This is a genomic window from Microbacterium sp. I2 (assembly GCF_051364985.1).
Classification (GTDB): Bacteria; Actinomycetota; Actinomycetes; order Actinomycetales; family Microbacteriaceae; genus Microbacterium.
Window position 1 is genome coordinate 272,131 of sequence record NZ_JBLWIH010000010.1, and the last position, 20,421, is coordinate 292,551.

Below are 20,421 nucleotides of genomic sequence, written 5' to 3' on the forward strand. Positions count from 1 at the left end.
TCCTGGCTCGTCAGTGATGTGTGTCGGGCGGGAGGGGTGCCGACGCGTCCACAAGGCGGTGGCGGTGGGCCAGGATGACGGCGTGCACCCGGTCTCTCGCCCCGATCTTCGCCAGCACGCGGCCGACATGGGTCTTCACGGTGGACTCGCTCACGAACAGATGCCGGGCGATCTCGGAGTTGGTCATGCCTTGGGCGATCGCGAGGAACACATCGCGCTCCCGATCGGTGAGGTCCGCCGTGGGATCGGGCTCCCCTTCGGCGAGCGCCGGAGCGGGCGCCGCGCGCAGACGCTCGACGAGCCTTCGCGTGACCGGGGGAGCGAGCACCGCGTCGCCGCGGTGCACGGCTCGGATCGCCGCGGTCAGCTCTGACCGCTGCGCGTCTTTCAGGAGGAACCCGCCCGCGCCGGCATCCAGTGCGCCGAAGGCGTACTCGTCCAGATCGAACGTCGTCAGCACGAGGACGCGAGTTTCAGGGTGCGCGCGCACGATCTCGCGTGTCGCGGTGATGCCGTCGGTGCGCGGCATCCGGATGTCCATCAGCACGACATCCGGCGCGTCCGCGAGCACGGCACGGATCGCCTCGTCGCCGTCCGCCGCTTCGCCGATCACCTCGATGTCGGGTTCTGCCTCGAGGACGAGGCGGAACCCGAGGCGGATGAGCTCCTGGTCATCGACCAAGAGGACGCGGATGGTTCGGGTCATGTGGCGTCATCCTCGAGCGGGGACCGCGGGCGTGGGAGGGAAGCGCGCACGATCCAGCGGTCGTCATCGACGAGACCCGCCGAGAGCGAGCCGCCGACGTGGGCGACTCGCTCGTGCAGCCCCGGGATCCCGTACCCGCCTCGTGAGCCGGCATCGGCCGAGCGCGCCCCCTTCCTGGCGCCGTCATTGACGATGAGCGCGTCGACGGCATCCTCGCGGACGACGACCCGCACGTCGATGATCGTCGCCAGCGGGGCATGGCGCATGGCGTTGGTGAGCGACTCCTGCACGATGCGGGTCAGGGCCAAGCGCAGGTCGGCAGGGAGAGCGTCCGGGCTTCCCTCGGTGTGCAGCACGACCGGGTAGCCGGCGCGCTGTGCGGCCTCGACGGCGGCGGCGACGTTCGCGGACTCGGCCGGTGCGAGCAGCGCCCCGTCCGCGACGTCGGGGTCGCGCAGCACACCGAGCATGGAGCGCATCTCGGTGAGCGCACCACGGGCGGTCGTGGCGATCTGCTCGGTGGCGGCCCGTGCGCGCCCGGCGTCGGGAGTGGCTGTGGCGCCCTCAGCGAGGGCGACGACCACCGTGAGGTTGTGAGAGACGATGTCGTGCATCTCGCGCGCGATTCGCGTGCGCTCGGCGGCGGCGGCGAGCTGCGCCTGCTGGTCGCGCTCCACCATCAGCTGGCGAGACCGGTCGATGAGTGCCTCGAGATAGCGCCGCCGGTTTCCGACGTTCGTCCCGATGAGACCGCCGATCAGCAGTCCGACCACTGCCGAGACCAAGGTTGACACCAGGAAGGGCAGTTCGGAGGGGAGGGCGATCGTCGCCGCGGCGGCGTAGACCACCAGCGCGCCGGAGGCCACACCGAACGCCGTCCAGCACGCCCGCGCCGAGCGGTACACCGCGACGGCGTAGAGCGCGAATGCCGGAATCAGGTGCGTCGTCGGCGCGAGGCTCGGTGGAAGAACGATCGCCGGGATCATGGCCGCGACGAAGACCGTCAGGGGGCGCGTGCGACGAAAGACGAGGGCGACGCAGGCCAGCACCAGGAGGATGATCGCGAACCAGGTCTGCACGGGAGTGGGGACGATCGCGAAGTCGGTGCGGAACGTCGCCGCCGGCGCCGACAGGAGCAGGGCCAGGAGCGCGACGAGCACATCGGCGAATCGCGGATGACGAGACCAGAAGCGGCGGAGAACGCCCGGCGGCCGAGGCAGATGCAGGCCGTCGTCGGTGCCGGGAAGGGCGCCGACGACGGCCTGCGATTCTGGACGCGACATCCGCTCGACTCTACGCGTCGCGCGTCCGCAGCACGCCCCAGCCGATCACCAGCGGGGCGAGCACCCAGCCGGTCAGGGCCAGCAGCGGAGCAGCCAGTTCTTCGGTGCCGGGTGACGCCAGCGCTGCCGCGGCGTTCATCGGCAGATAGTCCGCGAGGTCGACGATCCAGCGCCAGTCCTCGCCGGCCATCGAGAACAGGCTGAACACGATCGGCAGCACGAACAGCACGCCGACGGTGACGGCGATCGCGCCGGCGCCGTTACGCACCATGAAGCCGAAGCCGAGACCGATCAGCGTGAAGGCGACCATGGACAGGACGCCGAACGCGAGCGGGACGATGGACTGCGACGGCTCGGACCAGTCGATGCCCTCGGTGAGGATGGAGGCGGTCGCCGCGATGGCGATCGCGTAGATCACCACGCTGGTGACCGCCATGAGCACGGCCACGACGACGGCCTTGGCCAGCACGACCGCGCCGCGGCGGGGCTCCGCCGTGAGGGTGGAGCGGATCATTCCGGTCGAGTACTCGCCCGTGATCACGATCGCGCCCAGAACCCCCGCGACCAGCATCGTGAACTGCGTCGGCGACAGGATGGCGCTGACGGCCGGATAACCGGGTCCGAAGCTCGAGGATGCGGCGGCGATCATCATCGAGATGCCGATCGAGAGCACAGCGGCGACTCCGAGCGACCACCACGTCGACCGCAGCGTCACGATCTTGACCCACTCGCTGCGGAGCAGATGGGCGAAGCTGAGCCGGTAGGCCGAGGGTCGGGCGTCCGAGCGTGTCGTGGGCTCGGCGGTGAGGACGGTCATGCGATCTCCTTGGTCTTGTACTCGACGGAATCCCCGGTGAGCGCGAGGTACGCGTCTTCGAGGGAGCCGCTGCGTGAGGTGAGCTCGTGCACCGGGACGCCGAGCGAGGCCGCGAGGTCACCGAGAGCCGCCGCGGTGATGCCGGTGATCTCGGCCATGCCCGGCTCGGACGCCGTCACCGTGATCTCCGGGCCGGACACCGCGGCCACCAGCTCGCTGAGGCGCGGGGATCGGACCAGGACGGCGTTGCTGGTCCATGCCCGCACGAGTGCCGACAGATCGGCGTCCGCGAGGACCTGACCGCGTCCGAGGACGATGACGTGGTCGGCCGTCTGCGCCATCTCGCTCATGAGATGGCTCGACAGCAGCACGGTGCGTCCCTCTGCCGCCAGATGCCGCACGAACTGACGTACCCAGCGCACGCCTTCGGGATCGAGCCCGTTCACGGGCTCGTCGAGGATCAGGGTGTGGGGATCGCCGAGCAGCGCCGCCGCGATACCGAGCCGCTGCCCCATGCCCAGCGAGAACTTGCCGGCGCGCTTGCCTGCCACCGACCCGATGCCGGTGAGCTCGATCACCTCGTCGACGCGCGTGCGCGGGATGCCGTGGGTCGCGGCCATGGCCCGCAGGTGATTGCGGGCGGTGCGTCCGGTGTGGACTGCTTTGGCGTCCAGCAGCACCCCGACCTCGGTCAGGGGCGAGCGCAGCTGGGCGTAGGGGCGTCCGTTGACGGTGACGCGGCCACCCGTCGGACGGTCCAGCCCGACGATCATGCGCATCGTGGTGGACTTGCCCGCGCCGTTGGGGCCGAGGAAGCCGGTGACCTTTCCCGGTTGGACGGTGAAGCTGACATCGGCGACGGCGCGCTTGGCGCCGAAGCTCTTGCTGAGGTTCTCTGCGACGATCATGCAACCGACGCTACGGACAGACCCCCCTGCGTCACATCGGACGACAGGGGGGTCTTTCGCTGGTGGCGTGGTACCGGAGTACTACTCGGCGTCGCGTCCCTGCACCGACAGGGCGCGCTCCACGCCCGCGAGATTCTCGGCGACGAGACGGCGCAGCGCCGGCGCGGCGGCGGCATTGGCCTCGAGCCAGGCGCGGGTCGCGTCGCGAAGAGCGACGTTCGCGAGCGGCGCGGGGTAGAGCCCCGCGATCAGGTACTCGGCGATCTTGTACGTCCGCGACTCCCAGATGGGCAGCACCGCATCGAAGTAACGCGGCACGAACGCCTCGAGCAGGTCGCGCCCCGCGGGGTGGACGAACCCGAGCGCGGCCGACCGGACGAGCGTGTTGGGCAGCTCGTCGCTGTCGACCAGCGATGCCCACGCGGCAGTTTTCGCCTCGGCGGTGGGCAGGGCTGCCTTCGCCTGGGCCGCGAACTCGCCGCCCTTGGCGGTGTTGTCGGACGCGAGCGCATCGTCGATGTCGGCGGTGGTGACGAGCCCACCGGCGGCGAGCGACACGAGCAGCTGCCACGACAGGTCGGTGTCGATCTCGAGGCCCTCGAACACGACACCGCCGTCGCGCACCTGTCGCACCTTCTCCCACTGGGCGGCCGTCGCGGCGGCGCTGGCGAATGCGGTGACGAACTGCAGCTGGCTGTCGCTGCCCGCCTCGGCGCTCTGCGCGAGTCGCCAGAGTGCCTCGGCCACCTTCTCGCGCGTGGCCTCGCGCTTGTCGGGCGCGACGTACGAGTTCGCGGCGAGCTGCAGCTGGGCGAGCGTCGTACGGACAGTGGTCGACTCCGTCTCGGTGCCGATGTTGCGCAGCACCAGGTCGACGTAGTCGGAGGCGGAGCCCTCGGCATCGCGCGTCTGGTCCCACGCGGCACCCCACACCAGGGACCGCGCGAGCGGATCACTGATCTTGCCCAGGTGGTCGATCGCGGTCTGGAGTGAGCGCTCGTCGAGGCGGATCTTGGCGTACGCGAGGTCGTCGTCGTTCAGGAGCACGAGATCAGGACGCTTGCGCCCCTTCAGCTCAGGCACCTCGGTGAGGTCGCCGTCGACGTCCAGCTCGATGTGGTGTACGCGAACCAGCGCGTCGCCGTCCAGGTCGTAGAACCCGACTCCGAGGCGGTGGGGGCGGATCGTGGGGTAGTCGGCCGGGGCCGTCTGCACGATCGCGAAACGAGTGATGGTGCCGTCCACGTCGGTCGCGATCTCGGGGGAGAGGGTGTTGACTCCGGCGGTCTCGAGCCACTTCTTCGACCAGGTCGACAGCTCACGCCCGCTCGTGGTCTCGAGTTCGGACAGCAGGTCGCTCAGCTCGGTGTTGGACCACTCGTGCTTCTTGAAGTAGGCGGCCACTCCGGCGAAGAACTGCTCGATGCCCACCCACGCGGCCAGCTGCTTCAACACCGATCCGCCCTTGGCGTACGTGATGCCGTCGAAGTTGACCTGGACGTCTTCGAGGTCGTTGATCTGCGCGACGACGGGATGCGTCGAGGGCAGCTGGTCCTGGCGATAGGCCCAGGTCTTCTCCATCGCGTTGAACGTGGTCCAGGCCTCGGTCCACTCGGTGGCCTCGGCCGTGGCGATCGTCGACGCCCACTCGGCGAACGATTCGTTCAGCCACAGGTCATTCCACCACTTCATCGTCACGAGATCGCCGAACCACATGTGGGCCAGCTCGTGCAGGATCGTGACGACGCGACGCTCCTTGATGGCATCCGTCACCTTGCTGCGGAAGACGTAGCTCTCGGTGAAGGTCACGGCGCCGGCATTCTCCATGGCGCCGGCGTTGAACTCGGGGACGAAGAGCTGGTCGTACTTCGCGAAGGGGTACGCGTAGTCGAATTTCTCCTCGAAGTAGGCGAAGCCCTGGCGCGTCTTGTCGAAGATGTAGTCGGCGTCGAGGAACTGCCACAGGCTCTTGCGTCCGTAGACCCCGAGGGGGATGACGCGGCCCGAGGCGCTCGTGAGCTCCGAGAACGTGGCCTCGTACGGACCCGCGATGAGGGCGGTGATGTACGACGAGATGCGTGGTGTCGGCTCGAACCGCCAGGTCGCGGTGCCGTCGCCGTGCTTCTTCGGCTCGGGCGTCGGCGAGTTCGAGACGACCTTCCAGGGCTCGGGCGCCGTCACGGTGAACTGGAACGTCGCCTTCAGGTCGGGCTGCTCGAACACCGGGTACATGCGGCGCGAGTCGGGCACCTCGAACTGCGAGTACAGGTACACCTCGTCGTCGACCGGGTCGACGAAGCGGTGCAGTCCCTCACCGGTGTTCGTGTAGAGGCAGTCCGCGTCGATCACGAGCTCGTTCTCGGCTGCGAGGTCATCGAGCGCGATGCGGGAGTCGGCGAAGGCGCGGTCGGGGTCGATCGCCCGGCCGTTCAGCGTGATCTCGCGGATCTCTCGCGCGATGAGGTCGATGAAAGTCGATGCACCGGGGGTTGCCGTGAAGCGGACGACGGTGCGCGAGCCGAAGACCTCGGCGCCCTTCGTCAGGTCGAGCACGACGTCGTACGACTGCGTGTCGACGATCGCGCGGCGCTCCTGCGCCTCGATGCGGGTGAGGTTCTCTCCAGGCACTTGTTCTGCTCCCGTAGGTGGACGGTGACATCGCGCCGTCCGGTGCGGATGGCGCCGGCGACAACCGTCCCAGCCTATGCCAGCGCGCGTGCACGAGAGGAGCCTGGGGATAGGGAGCCCATGGACGAAGCGGGGCGGCGGCGGTGTCAGGATGGTGGGGTGACTTCTGGTGAGCAGCACATGGTTCCGTTCGCGTCTGCGGCCGCGGCATCCGGTCGCCCTCACGTCGAGGAGCCCGTCGCTTACGACGCGCTGCTGCTCGCGGGATTCGGCGGTCCCGAAGGCCAGGATGACGTCATCCCGTTCCTGCGGAACGTGACGCGTGGACGGGGGATCCCGGACGAACGGCTCGAAGAGGTCGCGCACCACTACCGTCACTTCGGAGGCGTGAGCCCCATCAATGCGCAGAACCGTGCGCTCAAGGCCGCCCTCGAGGCGGAACTCGCACGGCGAGAGATCGACCTGCCGGTGTACTGGGGCAATCGAAACTGGTCTCCGTACCTCGAGGAGGCGGTTCAGGATGCCGCGGCCGTCGGCCGCACGAACCTGCTCGCCCTGGCGACCAGCGCGTACTCGTCGTTCTCGAGCTGCCGCCAGTATCGCGAGGACTTCGCCCGTGTGCTGTCGGAGACGGGCCTCTCCGGCGCCGTGACGATCGACAAGGTACGGCAGTTCTTCGACCACCCGGGGTTCGTGCAGCCGTTCGTGGACGGGGTCCGCGACGCCGTCGCGACGTTCCTGGCCGAGGGCATCGCTCCCGGCGCGGTGCGCGTGCTCTTCTCGACCCACAGCATCCCGACGGCGGATGCCGAGCGCTCCGGCCCCCGTGAGGGCGACGAGCTCCACCGCGCGTTCGGCGAGGGCGGCGCCTACGCCGCGCAGCACCGAGCGGTGGCTGAGGTCGTCATGGCGGCGGTCGCGGCGGAAGTGTCCGGCGCCGAGCACGTCGCGTGGGACCTCGTCTACCAGTCGCGGTCGGGTCCGCCCAGCCAGCCGTGGCTGGAGCCGGATGTGAACGATGTGATCGAACAGCTGCCGGGGGCGGGCGTCGAAGCCGTCGCCATCGTGCCGCTGGGATTCATGAGCGACCACATGGAAGTGCTGTGGGACCTCGACACCGAGGCGATGGACGCCGCGGCCGCGGCCGGGCTGCGCGCTGTGCGCACACCGACACCGGGCATCGACCCGGTCTTCGTGTCGGGCCTGGTCGACCTCGTCGAGGAGCGCCTGCGCGGGACGCGCGCCACCGATCGCCCGCACGCCACGGACCTGGGCCCGTGGTTCGACGTGTGCCGTCCGGCGTGCTGCGAGAACGTGCGCGCGGGATTCAAGCCGGCGGCGGCCGGGATCGTTCCGTGACCGCCGTCGGCTGAACGATCCGTACGGTCCCTAGGATTGTGACCATGCGCATCCACATCGCGACCGACCACGCCGGCCTCGAGTTCTCGACGCAGCTGCAGCATCACCTGGCCGAAGCCGGCCACGAGGTGATCGACCACGGCCCGGTCGAGTACGACGCCCTCGACGACTATCCGGCGTTCTGCATCCGGGCGGCGCAGGCGGTCGTCCGCGACCAGTCCGCCGGCATCGAGACCCTCGGCGTCGTCTTCGGCGGTTCGGGCAACGGCGAGCAGATCGCCGCGAACAAGGTGCTCGGCGCGCGGGCCGCTCTGGTGTGGAGCATCGCCACAGCCGAGCTGGCGCGCGAGCACAACGACGCCAATGTGATCGCGATCGGCGCGCGGCAGCACACCTTCGAGGAGGCTGCGGCGTTCATCGACCGCTTCATCTCGACGCCGTTCTCGGGCGAGGAGCGCCACGCGCGCCGCATCGCGCAGCTGGCGGCGTACGAGCAGGATGGCACTCTCGAGCCCGACCCGCGGGCACCGATCCCTCGCCCGGACGTGCTTGCGGCCGACGACAGCTCGTTCGACCCCGAAGCGGGCTGAGGCGCGATGCCCGAAGGACACTCCGTCCATCGCATCGCCCGCCAGTTTGATCGCAACTTCGTCGGCCGGACGGTCGAGGCATCCAGTCCGCAGGGCCGGTTCGTCGAAGGTGCCGCCGTCATCAGCGGTCGCTCGGCGACCGAGGTGCGCGCGGTCGGCAAGCAGATGTTCCTCGGGTTCGACGACGACCTGTGGCTGCGAGTCCACCTCGGGATGTACGGTGCGTGGGACTTCGCCGGCGAGATCCTCGTCGACCCCACCATCGCGTCGGCCAACGGCCGCATGGGACAGACGAACCAGCGCGGCACCGATGTGGACGGGCCGATCCTCGACGATGCCGGCGAGAATTCCCTGACGTCGATCGGCGCGCCCCGGCGGGCTCGCGTGCACGTGCGCATGTCGGAGCAGACGACCGGTCTTGCCGATGAGGGCGACGAATGGCCGCCTCCGGTCGTCGGGCAGGTGCGACTGCGGCTGCTCACGCCGACGACCTGCGCCGATCTGCGGGGCCCGACAGCGTGCGAGCTCCAGACACCCGACGAGGTCGCCGCGACGATCGCGAAGCTCGGGCCCGACCCTCTCGTCGATGATGTGGCCGAGGGGGAGGAGCGGTTCACGGCAGTCGTCCGCCGCAAGCCGACGCCGATCGGCCTTCTCCTGATGGACCAGAACGTGGTGAGCGGCATCGGGAACGTGTATCGGGCCGAGTTGTTGTTCCGGGCGCGGCAGAACCCGCACACGCCGGGGCGCGAGGTGCCCGAGGATGTCGTGCGGGAGCTCTGGCGGGACTGGGTGCGGCTGATCGCCATCGGGGTCGAGACGGGTCAGATGATGACCATGGACGACCTCGACCCGGTGTCGTACCGCAAGGCGATGGCGAGCCGGGACGACCGGCACTGGGTCTACCACCGGGCCGGACTGCCGTGTCGTGTGTGCGGGACCTCGATCGTCGTGGAAGAGGCGGCGAGCCGCAAGCTCTACTGGTGCCCCCGATGCCAGGCGTGACGCGCGTCAGGTCCGCAGCTCACTCGTAGGCTGGTGCCATGCGCCAGAACCCGAGCTTCGCGATGACCGATGTGGCCGAGATCCGCCGGCTGATCGCCCGAAACCCGTGGGTGACTCTCGTGAGCTCGACCGACAACGGCCTGGTCGCGTCGCACTATGCCGTCCTCCTGGACGACGAGCGCGACGATCTGACCATCGTCGGGCACGTGGGCAAGCCCGACGATCTGGTCCACGGGCTCGGTGAGCGCGAACTGCTGGTCGTCGTGCAGGGCCCGCACGGGTACGTCTCGCCGGGGTGGTACGGCGACACACCGAGCGTGCCGACCTGGAACTTCGTCTCTGCGCACCTCAGCGGCATCCCCGAGATCCTCACTCCCGACGAGAATCTGCGCGTGCTCGACAAACTGGTGGCGCATTTCGAGAACGGGATGCCGCAGCCCCGCCTGCTGTGGGAACGTCCGAACGACCCCGATTTCGTGACGCGGCTGGAGAAGGGAACGGTCGGATTCCGGCTGACGCCCACGCGGGTGGTCGGCAAGCGCAAGCTGAGCCAGAACAAGTCGGACGAGGTCGTGGAGACGGTCATCGCGGAGCTCGACGGCGGCGGTGCGTACGCGGATCCGCGGCTCGCGGATGAGATGCGCCGCGATTTCGAGGCGCGCAAGGCCGCGCGGTGACAGCGGTCAGGGGAGAGTCGCCCGACGTCATCGCCGACGTGCGGCTGACCGGAGCGGAACGCACCGATCCGTTCGGGAACGAGCCGGTCGACGTCCACATCGCGGACGGACTCGTCGTCGATATCGCGCCGGCTCGCGCCCTGCCCCGCCGGGGACTCGTGCTCGAGGCGCACGGTCGCTGGCTGGTCCCGGGTCTGTGGGATCATCACGTGCACGTGGTGCAGTGGGCGCTCGTGGCACAGCGCGTGCCCCTGGGGTCGACGACCTCGGCCGCACACGCCGCGGCCGTGATGGGCGCGGCGCAGCCGCTGCCCGACGGTCGCCGGGTCGGAACCGGATTCCGGGACGCACTGTGGCCCGATACGCCGAGTCTCGCCGTCCTCGATGCCGCGACCGGCGAGACCCCGACCTATCTCATCAACGCTGACGTTCACAGCGTGTGGCTCAACTCTGCGGCACTGCGGCGAGAAGGCTTCGAGCCCGACGGCGTCGGCATCCTCCGGGAGGAGCCGGCGTTCGAGATCTCGCGCCGTCTCAACGCGGTGCCCGCCGACGTCGCCGACCCCCTCGTCGCGCGCATGGCGGACGACGCCGCATCCCGAGGTGTGGTCGGGATCGTCGACCTCGATATGGCGTGGAACGAGGAGGCGTGGGTACGTCGCGTCGCGGCAGGATTCGACGCGCTCCGGGTGTCGTTCGGCATCTATCCCGAGTTCCTCGACCGCGCGATGGCCGAGGGTCTGCAGACCGGCGACATCGCGCGAGGCGGGGGATCGGATCTCGTCCGCGTCGGAGCGCTCAAGGTGATCACGGACGGCTCGCTGGGCACGCGTACGGCCGCGTGCTCGCACGCCTACCCCGGAGACCCTCACAACCACGGCGTGATCACGGTCGACACGGCGACCCTCGTCGACCTCATGACACGCGCGACCGGTGCCGGCATCGCGTCGGCGATCCACGCGATCGGCGACGTCGCCAACTCCCATGCGCTGGACGCGTTCACCGCGACCGGTGCGTGGGGCACGATCGAGCATGCGCAGCTGGTCGCGCACGCCGACATCCCGCGTTTCGCGCGCCTCGGCGTGGGCGCCAGCGTACAGCCCGAGCATGCGCTCGATGACCGCGACCTGACCGATACCATCTGGGCGGACCAGACGGCGCAGCCGTACCCGTTGCAGGCTCTCGCGGACTCCGGTGCCACGCTCCTCTTCGGCTCGGACGCACCCGTCTCGCCCCTGGATCCGTGGGCCGCGATGGCCTCAGCCGTCTTCCGCACGCGCGACGGCCGCGAGCCCTGGCAGCCTCACCAGCGCCTCACTCCCGCGACCGCGCTGTCCGCTTCGACGCGGGGCGGATCGGCCACGCCGGCGCGTCTCGAGCCGGGTGACGTCGCCGACCTCGCCGTCGTCGAGCACGACCCGCTGCGGGCGGACGAGGCGTCGATGCGGACCATGCCCGTCTACGCGACGCTTCTGGCCGGCCGGCTCACTCACATCGTGTAATCCGCCACTTCGTGCGGGGGCCCGCCCCCCTGCGGTTCCGGGAGGGTGTCGGATGCCGTGCGCGGGTCTCGATCGCGAGGCTGGAGGCATGACTTCCGCTCCACCTGCCCCTCCTGCGCCGCCTCGCGTGCCTTCGCCATCCGGCGACGCAGCGGCTCCCCGCCGTCGTCGCGGACGCCGCCGACTCGTGATCGCTCTGGTCTCGGTGCTCGGAGTCGTCGTCCTGCTGATCGGCGCCGCCGCCGTGTGGTTCGCCACCAATTCCGTCCGACGCACACCTCCGGCAGCGGGCACGGTCGAGTTCATCGCGCCGCTGCCGGTGCCCGAGCTCGCCCCCTCGCGCGTCGAGGACGGCGTCCGGGTGTTCGAGCTCTCGGCTCAGGAAGGGACGACAGCGTTCGTGCCGCAGGGCGTGACCCCCACGTTCGGCTACAACGGTTCGTATCTGGGACCGACCCTCGTCGCCGCGCGCGGCGAGCGGGTGCGCGTCGATGTCGCCAACGGACTCTCCGACCCGACCACCGTGCACTGGCACGGCATGCACCTTCCGGCTGCGATGGACGGGGGACCGCACTCGCCCATCGCTCCCGGAGCGTCGTGGCATCCCGAGTGGGGCATCGACCAGCCCGCGGCCACCCTCTGGTACCACCCTCACCTGCACGGGCGTACGCGCGAGCAGGTCGACGCCGGTCTTGCAGGCATGTTCCTCGTTCGTGATGACGAGGAAGCGGATCTCGCACTGCCGCGCGACTACGGCCGGGACGACATCCCGGTGATCGTGCAGGATCGCGCCTTCAACGCCGACGGCTCGTTCGCCGGCGGAATCGGCATGCAATTCGACGGTGTGCTGGGCGACACGATCGTCGTGAACGGTGTGGTCTCGCCGTACCTCGAGGTGACCACCGAGCGGGTGCGCCTGCGCCTGCTCAACGGGTCGAGCGCACGGATGTACGACTTCGCGTTCGCGGATGGCCGCGAGTTCGACCTCATTGCGACGGACGGCGGCCTCCTGGAGGCCCCCGTCCCGTCCGAGAGCATCCCGCTGTCGCCGGGTGAGCGGGCCGAGATCGTGGTGACGATGGCGCCCGGCGAGTGGGTCGCATTGCAGTCCACAGCGCCTGACCCCGACCTGCACGCCGGGTCGGCGACTTTCGACGTGCTCGAGCTGAGGGGGGCCGCGTCGCTCGACGACGCGCCCGACGTGCCCGCACACCTGACCGACCTTCCCTCGCCGGATGCGACTGCGGCCGCCGCCGAGCGCACGTTCGAGATGTCCGGTCATGAGATCAACGACCGCGAGATGGACCTCGGCCGAGCCGACTTCACCGCCACGGTGGACACCAGCGAGGTCTGGACGGTGCGCAACGACAATCCCCTCCCGCACTCGTTCCACGTACACGACACTCAGTTCCGCGTGCTGAGCGTCGATGGGGAGGATCCGCCGGCGCAGCTCGCCGGCTACAAGGACACGATCGCGCTGGAATGGAATCGCGAATACCGGCTGCTGGTCCGCTTCGAGGACTATGCCGACGCGAGCACACCGTACATGTACCACTGCCACCTGCTGTGGCACGAGGACCAGGGCATGATGGGACAGTTCCTGGTCGTCGAACCGGGCCAGCAGCCCGACCTGACGCGTCCCGAGGGAGACAGTGATGACCACGACCACTGACGCGGTCCGCGTACCGCGGCCGGCAGGCACCGCTACCCCAGGCTTCTGGGCCACCTACGCGCGGTGGTGGCTGCACACACCGGGCAGCGCGCTGTACCTGCTCGTGGTCTTCGTCCTCGCGATGATCTCGATCGGCGTGCTCGCACCGTTCTTCTGGACGGGGGTGGGGCTGCTCATCCTCGTGATCGGGCTGCCGCTGGTCGTGCTGACCCTCCTGATCGCCCGTGGCTTCGGGATCGCCGACCGCTTCCTCCTGCAGGTCACCGGACTGCCCGGGATCGCCGAACCCGAGTGGAATCGCGACAAGACGGATGCCACCGGCTTCTGGGTCACCCTCACGCGGCCGGTGCGCAACGCGCACTACTGGGCCTACCTCCTCCACGGCATGATCCTGAATCCGATCATCAGCACGATCTCGTTCGCGGTGACGGTCACGTGGCTGAGCGTGGGACTCGGCGGCTTGACGTACTGGTTCTGGGGACTCTTCCTGCCGCGCAACTGGAATGAGGACGGCTCCGGGGGAGAGTGGGGTCACTACGTCTCGGACGCGGTTCCGTGGTTGTTCGGGGGCTGGAGCAGCTGGACGGTCGAGGTGGTGCTCTACCTGATCGCCGGTGCGCTGTTCACCTTCACCATGCCGTGGGTGCTGGGCGGCCTGGCCCGCGCACACCATGCCATCGCGCAGGGGATGCTCGGCCGGTGGACATCGGATGACCTCGTCACCGAGGTGCGCGCCGAGGCGGCGGCCCGTGGCGCCGCCGTGCACGCCGAGGATGTGGCGCTGCGCCGGCTGGAGCGAGACATCCACGACGGCCCGCAGCAGCGGCTCGTGCGCCTCCAGCTCGACCTGGCAGCCCTGGAACGCCGTGCCGGCGCGGGGGAGACGGATGCCGCGGCCGACCTCGCACGAGAGGCCCGTGAACACGCGAAGGCAGCGCTCGACGAGCTGCGCGCCCTCTCCAGCGGCGTCGCGCCGCCCTTGCTGCAGGACCGGGGCCTCGCGGCCGCGCTCGATGCGGTGGCGGCGGCGTCCCCGCTCCACGTGAATGTCGATGTCGATCCCGCCCTCGATCGGATCGTGGGCCCGGAGGTCGCACGGACGGTGTACTTCGTGGTCGCCGAACTGCTCACCAATGCGATCAAGCATTCCGGCGCGAGCGCCGCAACCGTGAAGGCATCGTTGCGTCGGCCCGTGCCCACGGCTGCGCCGACGCACCTGGACGTCTGGGTGGTCGACAACGGCCGCGGCGGCGCTTTCGCCGCGGGCGGACATGGTCTGGAGGGACTTCAGCAACGGGTCGCCGGCCTCCGCGGCGTGCTCGTCATCGACAGCCCGGCCGGCGGCCCGACCACGATCGGAGCGCACATCCCGCTCGGAGCGGGGCCGGCATGAGTCATCCGTATCCTGAACAGATGGCGTCGGCATCCGCACCCCTTCGCGTTGTTCTCGTCGAGGACTCCGTCCTGCTGCGGGAAGGCCTGATCCGTCTCTTCGACGAGGCCGGCTACGTGACGGCCGGAGCGTGGGGGGATGCCGAAGACATCGTCGACCGTGTGCGGGGCGCACGAGCGGACGTGGCGATCCTCGACGTCCGGCTTCCGCCCGCGTTTCGCGACGAGGGCATCCGTGCCGCGCTGACGCTGCGGTCGGCGCTTCCCGACGTGGGCATTCTCGTGCTCAGCCAGTACGTGGAGGGCGTCTACGCCCGTGAGCTTCTCGCCGGCGGCGAGGGCGGCGTCGGCTACCTCCTCAAGGATCGAGTCACGTCGCTCGACGAGTTCACGGACGCCGTCGAACGCGTCAGGGAGCGCGGCACCGTGCTCGATCCTCTCGTCGTCCAGGGTCTGCTCTCGTCCAGGCCGAACCCCCTCTCGGCGCTGACGCCGCGGGAGCGCGACGTCCTCTCGCTCATGGCAGAGGGTCGCAGCAACGCGAGCATCGCGGAGCGCCTGTACATCGGGGTCGGTGCCGTGGAGAAGAACATCAGCGCGATCTTCGCCAAGCTCGGGCTGGAGGAGTCCGGAACCGAGCATCGCCGCGTCCTCGCCGTCTTGGCGTTTCTGCAGCGGCCGTGAAACACGAAGGCCCCGGCGTTGCCGGGGCCTTCGTGACGCGTGTCAGCTCACTCCGCGAGATGGGCGAAGAGGAACCAGCGGTCCTTCTCGAGGCTCTCCTTGATGCCGATGGCGATGTCCTGGCTCGTGAGGTCGAACTCGTCGAGACCGTCGATCGCCGCCTGCACGTCCGTGATCACGGCGTCCATGTCGCCGATCACATTGCGGATGAGGTCGTCCCACTGCGTGAATCCGGCGGGCACCGCGGTGGGGGCCGTCTTCTCCGCCACTGTCGACACCCGCGCGTCGATCGGCAGGCCGAGGGCGACGATCCGCTCGGCCGCCTGGTCGGCTCCGGCCTGCGCATGGGCGACGACCGAGTCCAGCAGTTCGTGGATCGCGATAAAGTTGGCGCCGCGCACATTCCAGTGCGCCTGCTTGCCGTTGACGGCCAGGGCCTGAAGGCCCAGCACCACGGGGGTGAGGAACTGTGCGGTCGCCGATGCGACGTCGGGGTTCGCGGCGGTCGCGGGGATGGTGTTGATCTTCGTCATGTCTCTCGCCTCCAGCTTCGGGAGGGCCGCTGCGATCGGCGGTCGTCCTCCTGTGACAGCAACGCTACTCAGCCCTCCGCATTCCGCAAGCAAGAGAAGGCTGGGCTAAACAGGGGTTTCGCCTGTCGGTTCTGGCGACACCCACGACACCGGCTAACGTCGATTCGTGCCTTCCGCCGACCATGACCTCGGACCGCAGCATCTGGACGTCCCCGCCAAGATGGTGACCAAGGAGCCGCTCGACCGTTCGCCCGAACACGCCGAGCCCTCGCGGTTCATCCCGCACGTGCAAGGACTGCGTGCGATCGCGGTGCTGTGCGTCGTGCTCTATCACTTCTGGCCGGCGCGGTTCCCCGGCGGCTACATCGGCGTCGACATCTTCTTCGTGATCTCGGGCTTCCTCATCACGGCGCACCTGATGCGCGAGCTCACCGCCACCGGCACCGTGCGGCTCGGACAGTTCTGGGCGCGCCGCGCGCGGCGCCTGCTGCCGGCATCCCTCCTCGTCCTGCTCTTCTGCGCCATCGTGGTGATGTCGCCGTACCTCATGCCGACCTCGGCGCTGCCGAACGAGGTGCGCGAGATCCTCGCCTCGACGTTCTACGTCGAGAACTGGTACCTCGCCCTGAACTCGGCGGACTACCTGAACCACTCGGGAGACCCGACGACCGTCCAGCACTACTGGTCGCTGTCGCTCGAGGAGCAGTTCTATGTGATGTGGCCGCTGCTCATGCTGCTGGCGGCATGGATCGGCCTGAAGTGGTTCCGGGGCGCTCGTCGTCGCGCGGTCCTCGTGACGCTCGGAATCGTCTCGGTCGCCTCCTTCGCGTTCTGCGTCGTGTTCACGATGACCGACCCCGCCCCGGCCTACTTCGTCACCTTCGGACGCATGTGGCAGTTCGGGGTGGGCGCGATGATCGCGCTCGTGCCGCTGCTGCGCGTGCGCAACGCGGCCGTCAGCTTCGTGCTCGGGTGGGCCGGGGTGCTGGTGCTGGTCTACGTCACCTTCACGTTCGACGGCCAGACTCCGTTCCCGGGCTACATGGCCGCTCTCCCGACACTCGGCGCCGCGGCCGTCATCGCGGCGTCGAACACCGAGCGATGGTGGTATCCGACCCGGATCCTCGCGGTGCGCCCCGCGCAGTTCGTGGGCGATATCTCCTACTCGCTGTACCTGTGGCACTGGCCGCTCATCGTCATCGCGCCGTCGGTTCCCTTCTGGGGTCTGACGATCTACCACCGCGTCGCCCTGCTGGGCATCTGCTTCGTGCTGGCGTGGCTGACGAAGCGGTTCGTCGAGGATCCCGTCCGGGGATGGAAGGTGCTCACGTCGCGCCGGGCACGCGTCACGCTGTGGTCGTCGCTGGCGGCCATGATCGTCGTGGGTCTGGTGGCCGGCACGGCGTGGCTCGTGAACGAGCCGCTCTACAACGAGGGCACGCGTGACATCCAGCTGCTGCAGGAGAACCCCCCGGAGTGCTTCGGCGCGGCATCCGTCCTCGATCCGTCGTGCGAGGGCACGGACTTCGGCGCGACGATCCTTCCCGCCCCCGGTTTCGCGGGGATCGACAGACCCAGCGACGAGCAGTGCTTCGTGCAGCTCACCGACGCCCGGCCGGTCTCGTGCACGTTCGGCTCGGAGGAGCCCGACGCGCCCCGCGTCGCACTCATCGGCGACAGCCACGCGTATCAGCTGCTGTCGACGTTCCAGCGCATGGCGGACGAGAACGGGTGGCAGCTGGTCACGTGGTTCAAGGGCGCGTGCCCGTGGAACACCACCCCGCTCGCAACGCCGGGCGCTTTCGGCGACGCGTGCACGCAGTGGCGGGACGGTGTGCAGGCGGCCCTCGCCGACGCCGACCTCGACGCCGTGTTCACCGCCGCCATCGCCACGACGCCGTACTCTGCGGCCGGGTACGACTCTTCGTACGACGCGGCCGTGGCCGGATACCGGGATGCTTGGAGCACCGTGATCGACCGGGGAATACCCGTGGTCACCGTCGTGGACAACCCGGTATGGGAGACGGACCCGAACAAGTGCCTCCGCACGCGCGACGTCGCCGAGTGCGACGCACCGCGGTCGGAGGTGCTGGTGGCCGACGATCCGCTCCGGGACGCGGCATCCGGTCTCGATCAGGTCACGCTGCTCGACTTCACGGACGTGTTCTGCCAGACCGACTCGTGCTCGCCCGTCGTGGGTGGGGCCAACGTGTACCGCGACCAGGATCACCTGACGGTGACCTTCGCCGACACGCTCGCGCCGTGGTACACGGAGTCGATCCAGTCCGCTCTATCGAGCAGAATCGCACCATGACCATTGCTTCAGGTGCCTCTGTGCTCACAGCCGCGGGCCGGACGCCCGTGCTCGATCCCTCCGCGTTCGTCGCCGCAGGAGCCCGCGTCATCGGCGGCGTCACCCTCGGTCCCGGCGCCAGCGTCTGGTACAACGCCGTCCTGCGGGCCGACGGCGACACCATCACGGTGGGGGCGGGGAGCAACCTCCAGGACAACGTGTCGGTGCATGTCGACGCCGGCCGCCCGGTCGTCATCGGCGAGAACGTCTCGGTCGGGCACAATGCCGTCGTGCACGGCTGCACGATCGGCGACGGATCCCTGATCGGCATGGGCGCAGTCGTCCTCAACGGGGCGAGGATCGGTTCAGGATGCCTCATCGCGGGCGGCGCCGTGGTGCTCGAGGGCGCCGAGATCCCCGACGGGTCGCTCGTGGCGGGCGTGCCCGGCAAGGTGCGCCGAGAGCTCACCGAGGAGGAGCGGGCCGGTCTGCTGCGCAACGCCGAGCACTATCTCGCGCACATCCAGGAGCACATCGACGCCGCGCCGGCGGTGTGATCGCATGCGCATCGAATCACTGCGGCCGAACGAGGTGTTCGTCTTCGGCTCGAATGCCGACGGCGCCCACGGGGGAGGAGCGGCGAGGTTCGCCCTCGACCGGTTCGGTGCGATCTGGGGCCAGTCCGAAGGTCTGCAGGGCCAGTCGTACGGCATCGACACGATGTCGGGCCTCGATGTCTTCCAGGAGCAGGCGCGGCGATTCGTCGAGTTCGCGACCGCCCATCCCGAACTGCGGTTCCTCGTGACCGAGGTGGGCTGCGGCATCGCCGGATACGCACCCGAGCAGGTCGCAGGGTTCTTCGCCGGTGCGCCAGAGAACGTGGTGCTGCCGGACTCGTTCGTCGAGGTGATCGCGGGGAAGTGACTTCAGGCGCTCGAGCCGCTCTTGGGCCGGGGGTGGTGCTTGCCGCGGTGCACTTCGTACAGGCGTACGTGCCCCGGCCACTGGGGGTCGTTCTGGATGGGCTGATCGTCCATGAACAGCCGGATGACGTGGGCGAGCTGATCGGGGTGGCTGAAGTTGATCGCGTGCGCGGCACCCTCCAGCAGCACGACGAGCACATGGCTGTCGGTCTGGCTCGCGATCTCGTCGACGCGATGTGCGTGGGGGAGCAGGGGATCCCTTTCGCCGAGCACGACGAGAGTCGGGATCCGCATCTCCAGCAGGCGCTGGAGGCTCGGGTACTGCGTCAGCGCGCGGAAGAGCCGCAGCGTGCTGGGCACGCCGAAGCGCACGTAGTCCGGCACCGCGACGCGCGCCATCCGCGTCGGCTCGCGCGTCGCGTCCGCCGACAATTGCCCGATGGCGCGCCGTAGGGGCTGGTTGTGGAGCCCGCCGGCCGGTGAGACGAGCACGGCGCGATCGATGCGCTCGGGGTACCGGTGCGCGAACTCGATGATGACGGGGCACCCCATCGAATTGCCGACGAGCGTGGCCTTCTCGACACCGCGGTCATCGAGGAAGTCCGCGGTGGCGTGGGACAGATCGGGGATGTCGAGCATGTTCTTGCGTCTGCCGCTGCGTCCGAATCCGGGCAGATCGGGAACGAAAGTACGGAAGTCGTCTGCGAGCCGTTCGGCGGTCGGCAGCAGGTAGCGGCCCGAGAGCCCGAAGCCGTGGATGTGAGCCATCACGCGCCCGTCGGCCGGAGGCCGGGGAGACTCGCGGTAGAACACGTCGACGCCGTCGATCCGCGTCCATTTCTCAGCCAGCGTCGAGGCCGGCCGGCGCGGCAGTTTGCGGGGCTTCGGCGGCGGTGCGGGCGAGGTGTTCATGGCGACTCCTGAAGGCAAGGTCAGTGCCGTATCCAGTGTGGCGCCCGCCAGGTACCGCGGGATAGTGCGGATCGCGTGATCTTCGAGTGGAGGGGATGACGGGAATCGGCCACTGCGCCCCTCCACGCGCCGCTGGCGCGTCGCGGAGCCTCTGGCGCAGCGGGACCCCCCGAAGCGGATCGCTTCGGACGGCATCCGCGCGAATGCCCCGTCAGGGCGACTTTCGGCCGGCCTGACGGGGCATTGGAGGGGATGACGGGAATCGAACCCGCACCATCAGTTTGGAAGACTGAGGCTCTACCATTGAGCTACATCCCCGCAGCGGTGAGCCGCGGCATCCGCCATTCTATGTCACGAATGCGCGCGCCCCGTGCGCGAAGGCGAGTGCCGGGCGCGTCGGCTAGACTTCTCGGGGCCGAATGGCGCACGCACGTGCGCGAACCCGCCCGGGGCGTAGCTCAGCTTGGTAGAGCGCCCGCTTTGGGAGCGGGAGGCCGCAGGTTCAAATCCTGTCGCCCCGACATCACGGCCCACAGA

18 protein-coding genes and 2 tRNA genes are annotated in these 20,421 nt (G+C 69.3%); 12 read left to right on the plus strand and 8 right to left on the minus strand.

Annotated elements, in window-relative coordinates; translation table 11 throughout:
• Positions 1 to 10: 10 nt before the first annotated feature.
• The 5 genes from ACLKM7_RS10470 to pepN all read right to left on the minus strand — a co-directional run bounded on the left by ACLKM7_RS10470 (position 11) and on the right by pepN (position 6,342).
• Positions 11 to 706 carry a response regulator gene (locus ACLKM7_RS10470; protein WP_436447126.1) on the minus strand — a complete coding sequence of 232 codons (696 nt, stop codon included), beginning with the start codon at positions 704 to 706 and terminating at the stop codon, positions 11 to 13.
• Positions 703 to 1,989, minus strand: a complete 1,287-nt coding sequence (locus ACLKM7_RS10475; protein ID WP_436447127.1) for a sensor histidine kinase — start codon at positions 1,987 to 1,989, stop codon at positions 703 to 705. Before ACLKM7_RS10475 ends, ACLKM7_RS10470 begins: the two co-directional genes overlap by 4 nt.
• A 10-nt stretch (positions 1,990 to 1,999) precedes the next feature.
• Positions 2,000 to 2,806 carry an ABC transporter permease subunit gene (locus ACLKM7_RS10480; protein ID WP_436447128.1) on the minus strand — a complete coding sequence of 269 codons (807 nt, stop codon included), beginning with the start codon at positions 2,804 to 2,806 and terminating at the stop codon, positions 2,000 to 2,002.
• On the minus strand, positions 2,803 to 3,714 hold the full coding sequence (locus ACLKM7_RS10485; RefSeq protein WP_436447129.1) for an ABC transporter ATP-binding protein: 912 nt from the start codon (positions 3,712 to 3,714) through the stop codon (positions 2,803 to 2,805). Before ACLKM7_RS10485 ends, ACLKM7_RS10480 begins: the two co-directional genes overlap by 4 nt.
• Before the next feature lie 81 nt (positions 3,715 to 3,795).
• On the minus strand, positions 3,796 to 6,342 hold the full coding sequence (gene pepN / locus ACLKM7_RS10490) for an aminopeptidase N (RefSeq protein ID WP_436447130.1): 2,547 nt from the start codon (positions 6,340 to 6,342) through the stop codon (positions 3,796 to 3,798).
• Positions 6,343 to 6,522: 180 nt separating this feature from the next.
• Here pepN and ACLKM7_RS10495 point away from each other — a divergent pair, with 180 nt between their 5' ends.
• From ACLKM7_RS10495 to ACLKM7_RS10530, 8 genes are all read left to right on the plus strand, one after another.
• Complete coding sequence (locus ACLKM7_RS10495; protein ID WP_436447229.1) at positions 6,523 to 7,701, plus strand: ferrochelatase; 1,179 nt, start codon at positions 6,523 to 6,525, stop codon at positions 7,699 to 7,701.
• 44 nt (positions 7,702 to 7,745) lie between these two features.
• Positions 7,746 to 8,291: a ribose-5-phosphate isomerase gene (locus ACLKM7_RS10500; RefSeq protein WP_436447131.1), complete on the plus strand. Its 546-nt coding sequence runs from the start codon at positions 7,746 to 7,748 to the stop codon at positions 8,289 to 8,291.
• Between the two features lie 6 nt (positions 8,292 to 8,297).
• A complete protein-coding gene (locus ACLKM7_RS10505) occupies positions 8,298 to 9,296 on the plus strand; it encodes an Fpg/Nei family DNA glycosylase (protein ID WP_436447132.1) in 999 nt (332 codons plus the stop codon).
• Between the two features lie 38 nt (positions 9,297 to 9,334).
• A complete protein-coding gene (locus ACLKM7_RS10510; RefSeq protein ID WP_436447133.1) occupies positions 9,335 to 9,973 on the plus strand; it encodes an FMN-binding negative transcriptional regulator in 639 nt (212 codons plus the stop codon).
• Positions 9,970 to 11,475, plus strand: a complete 1,506-nt coding sequence (locus ACLKM7_RS10515) for an amidohydrolase family protein (RefSeq protein ID WP_436447134.1) — start codon at positions 9,970 to 9,972, stop codon at positions 11,473 to 11,475. Before ACLKM7_RS10510 ends, ACLKM7_RS10515 begins: the two co-directional genes overlap by 4 nt.
• A gap of 88 nt (positions 11,476 to 11,563) precedes the next feature.
• The gene (locus tag ACLKM7_RS10520) at positions 11,564 to 13,147 is read left to right on the plus strand and encodes a multicopper oxidase family protein (RefSeq protein ID WP_436447135.1); all 1,584 of its coding nucleotides are present in this window, start codon (positions 11,564 to 11,566) and stop codon (positions 13,145 to 13,147) included.
• Positions 13,131 to 14,540: a sensor histidine kinase gene (locus tag ACLKM7_RS10525; protein ID WP_436447136.1), complete on the plus strand. Its 1,410-nt coding sequence runs from the start codon at positions 13,131 to 13,133 to the stop codon at positions 14,538 to 14,540. Before ACLKM7_RS10520 ends, ACLKM7_RS10525 begins: the two co-directional genes overlap by 17 nt.
• Positions 14,541 to 14,560: 20 nt before the next feature.
• Positions 14,561 to 15,223 (plus strand): response regulator transcription factor, encoded by a 663-nt coding sequence (locus ACLKM7_RS10530; RefSeq protein WP_436447137.1) that lies wholly within the window; start codon positions 14,561 to 14,563, stop codon positions 15,221 to 15,223.
• A gap of 47 nt (positions 15,224 to 15,270) precedes the next feature.
• Here ACLKM7_RS10530 and ACLKM7_RS10535 read toward each other — a convergent pair whose 3' ends face one another.
• Complete coding sequence (locus ACLKM7_RS10535) at positions 15,271 to 15,756, minus strand: Dps family protein (protein ID WP_436447138.1); 486 nt, start codon at positions 15,754 to 15,756, stop codon at positions 15,271 to 15,273.
• A 166-nt stretch (positions 15,757 to 15,922) separates the two neighbouring features.
• Here ACLKM7_RS10535 and ACLKM7_RS10540 point away from each other — a divergent pair, with 166 nt between their 5' ends.
• The 3 genes from ACLKM7_RS10540 to ACLKM7_RS10550 are packed head-to-tail and all read left to right on the plus strand — an operon-like array spanning position 15,923 to position 18,973.
• Positions 15,923 to 18,070, plus strand: coding sequence for an acyltransferase family protein (locus ACLKM7_RS10540; RefSeq protein WP_436447139.1), 2,148 nt, complete (start codon positions 15,923 to 15,925; stop codon positions 18,068 to 18,070).
• Positions 18,067 to 18,606, plus strand: coding sequence for a gamma carbonic anhydrase family protein (locus tag ACLKM7_RS10545; RefSeq protein WP_436447140.1), 540 nt, complete (start codon positions 18,067 to 18,069; stop codon positions 18,604 to 18,606). The genes ACLKM7_RS10540 and ACLKM7_RS10545 overlap by 4 nt, the downstream gene beginning before the upstream one ends.
• Positions 18,607 to 18,610: 4 nt before the next feature.
• The gene (locus tag ACLKM7_RS10550; RefSeq protein ID WP_436447141.1) at positions 18,611 to 18,973 is read left to right on the plus strand and encodes an A1S_2505 family phage non-structural protein; all 363 of its coding nucleotides are present in this window, start codon (positions 18,611 to 18,613) and stop codon (positions 18,971 to 18,973) included.
• A 2-nt stretch (positions 18,974 to 18,975) separates the two neighbouring features.
• On the opposite strand, the gene ACLKM7_RS10555 is transcribed toward ACLKM7_RS10550, so the two are convergent.
• Together ACLKM7_RS10555 and ACLKM7_RS10560 are read right to left on the minus strand one after the other, a co-directional pair.
• Entirely contained in the window at positions 18,976 to 19,884 is a 909-nt protein-coding gene (locus ACLKM7_RS10555) for an alpha/beta fold hydrolase (RefSeq protein ID WP_436447142.1), read from the minus strand.
• Positions 19,885 to 20,128: 244 nt separating this feature from the next.
• Positions 20,129 to 20,202, minus strand: a tRNA-Gly gene (locus ACLKM7_RS10560).
• A gap of 129 nt (positions 20,203 to 20,331) precedes the next feature.
• Between ACLKM7_RS10560 and ACLKM7_RS10565 the strand changes: the two genes are divergently transcribed.
• Positions 20,332 to 20,405, plus strand: a tRNA-Pro gene (locus tag ACLKM7_RS10565).
• The last annotated feature ends 16 nt before the right edge of the window (positions 20,406 to 20,421 follow it).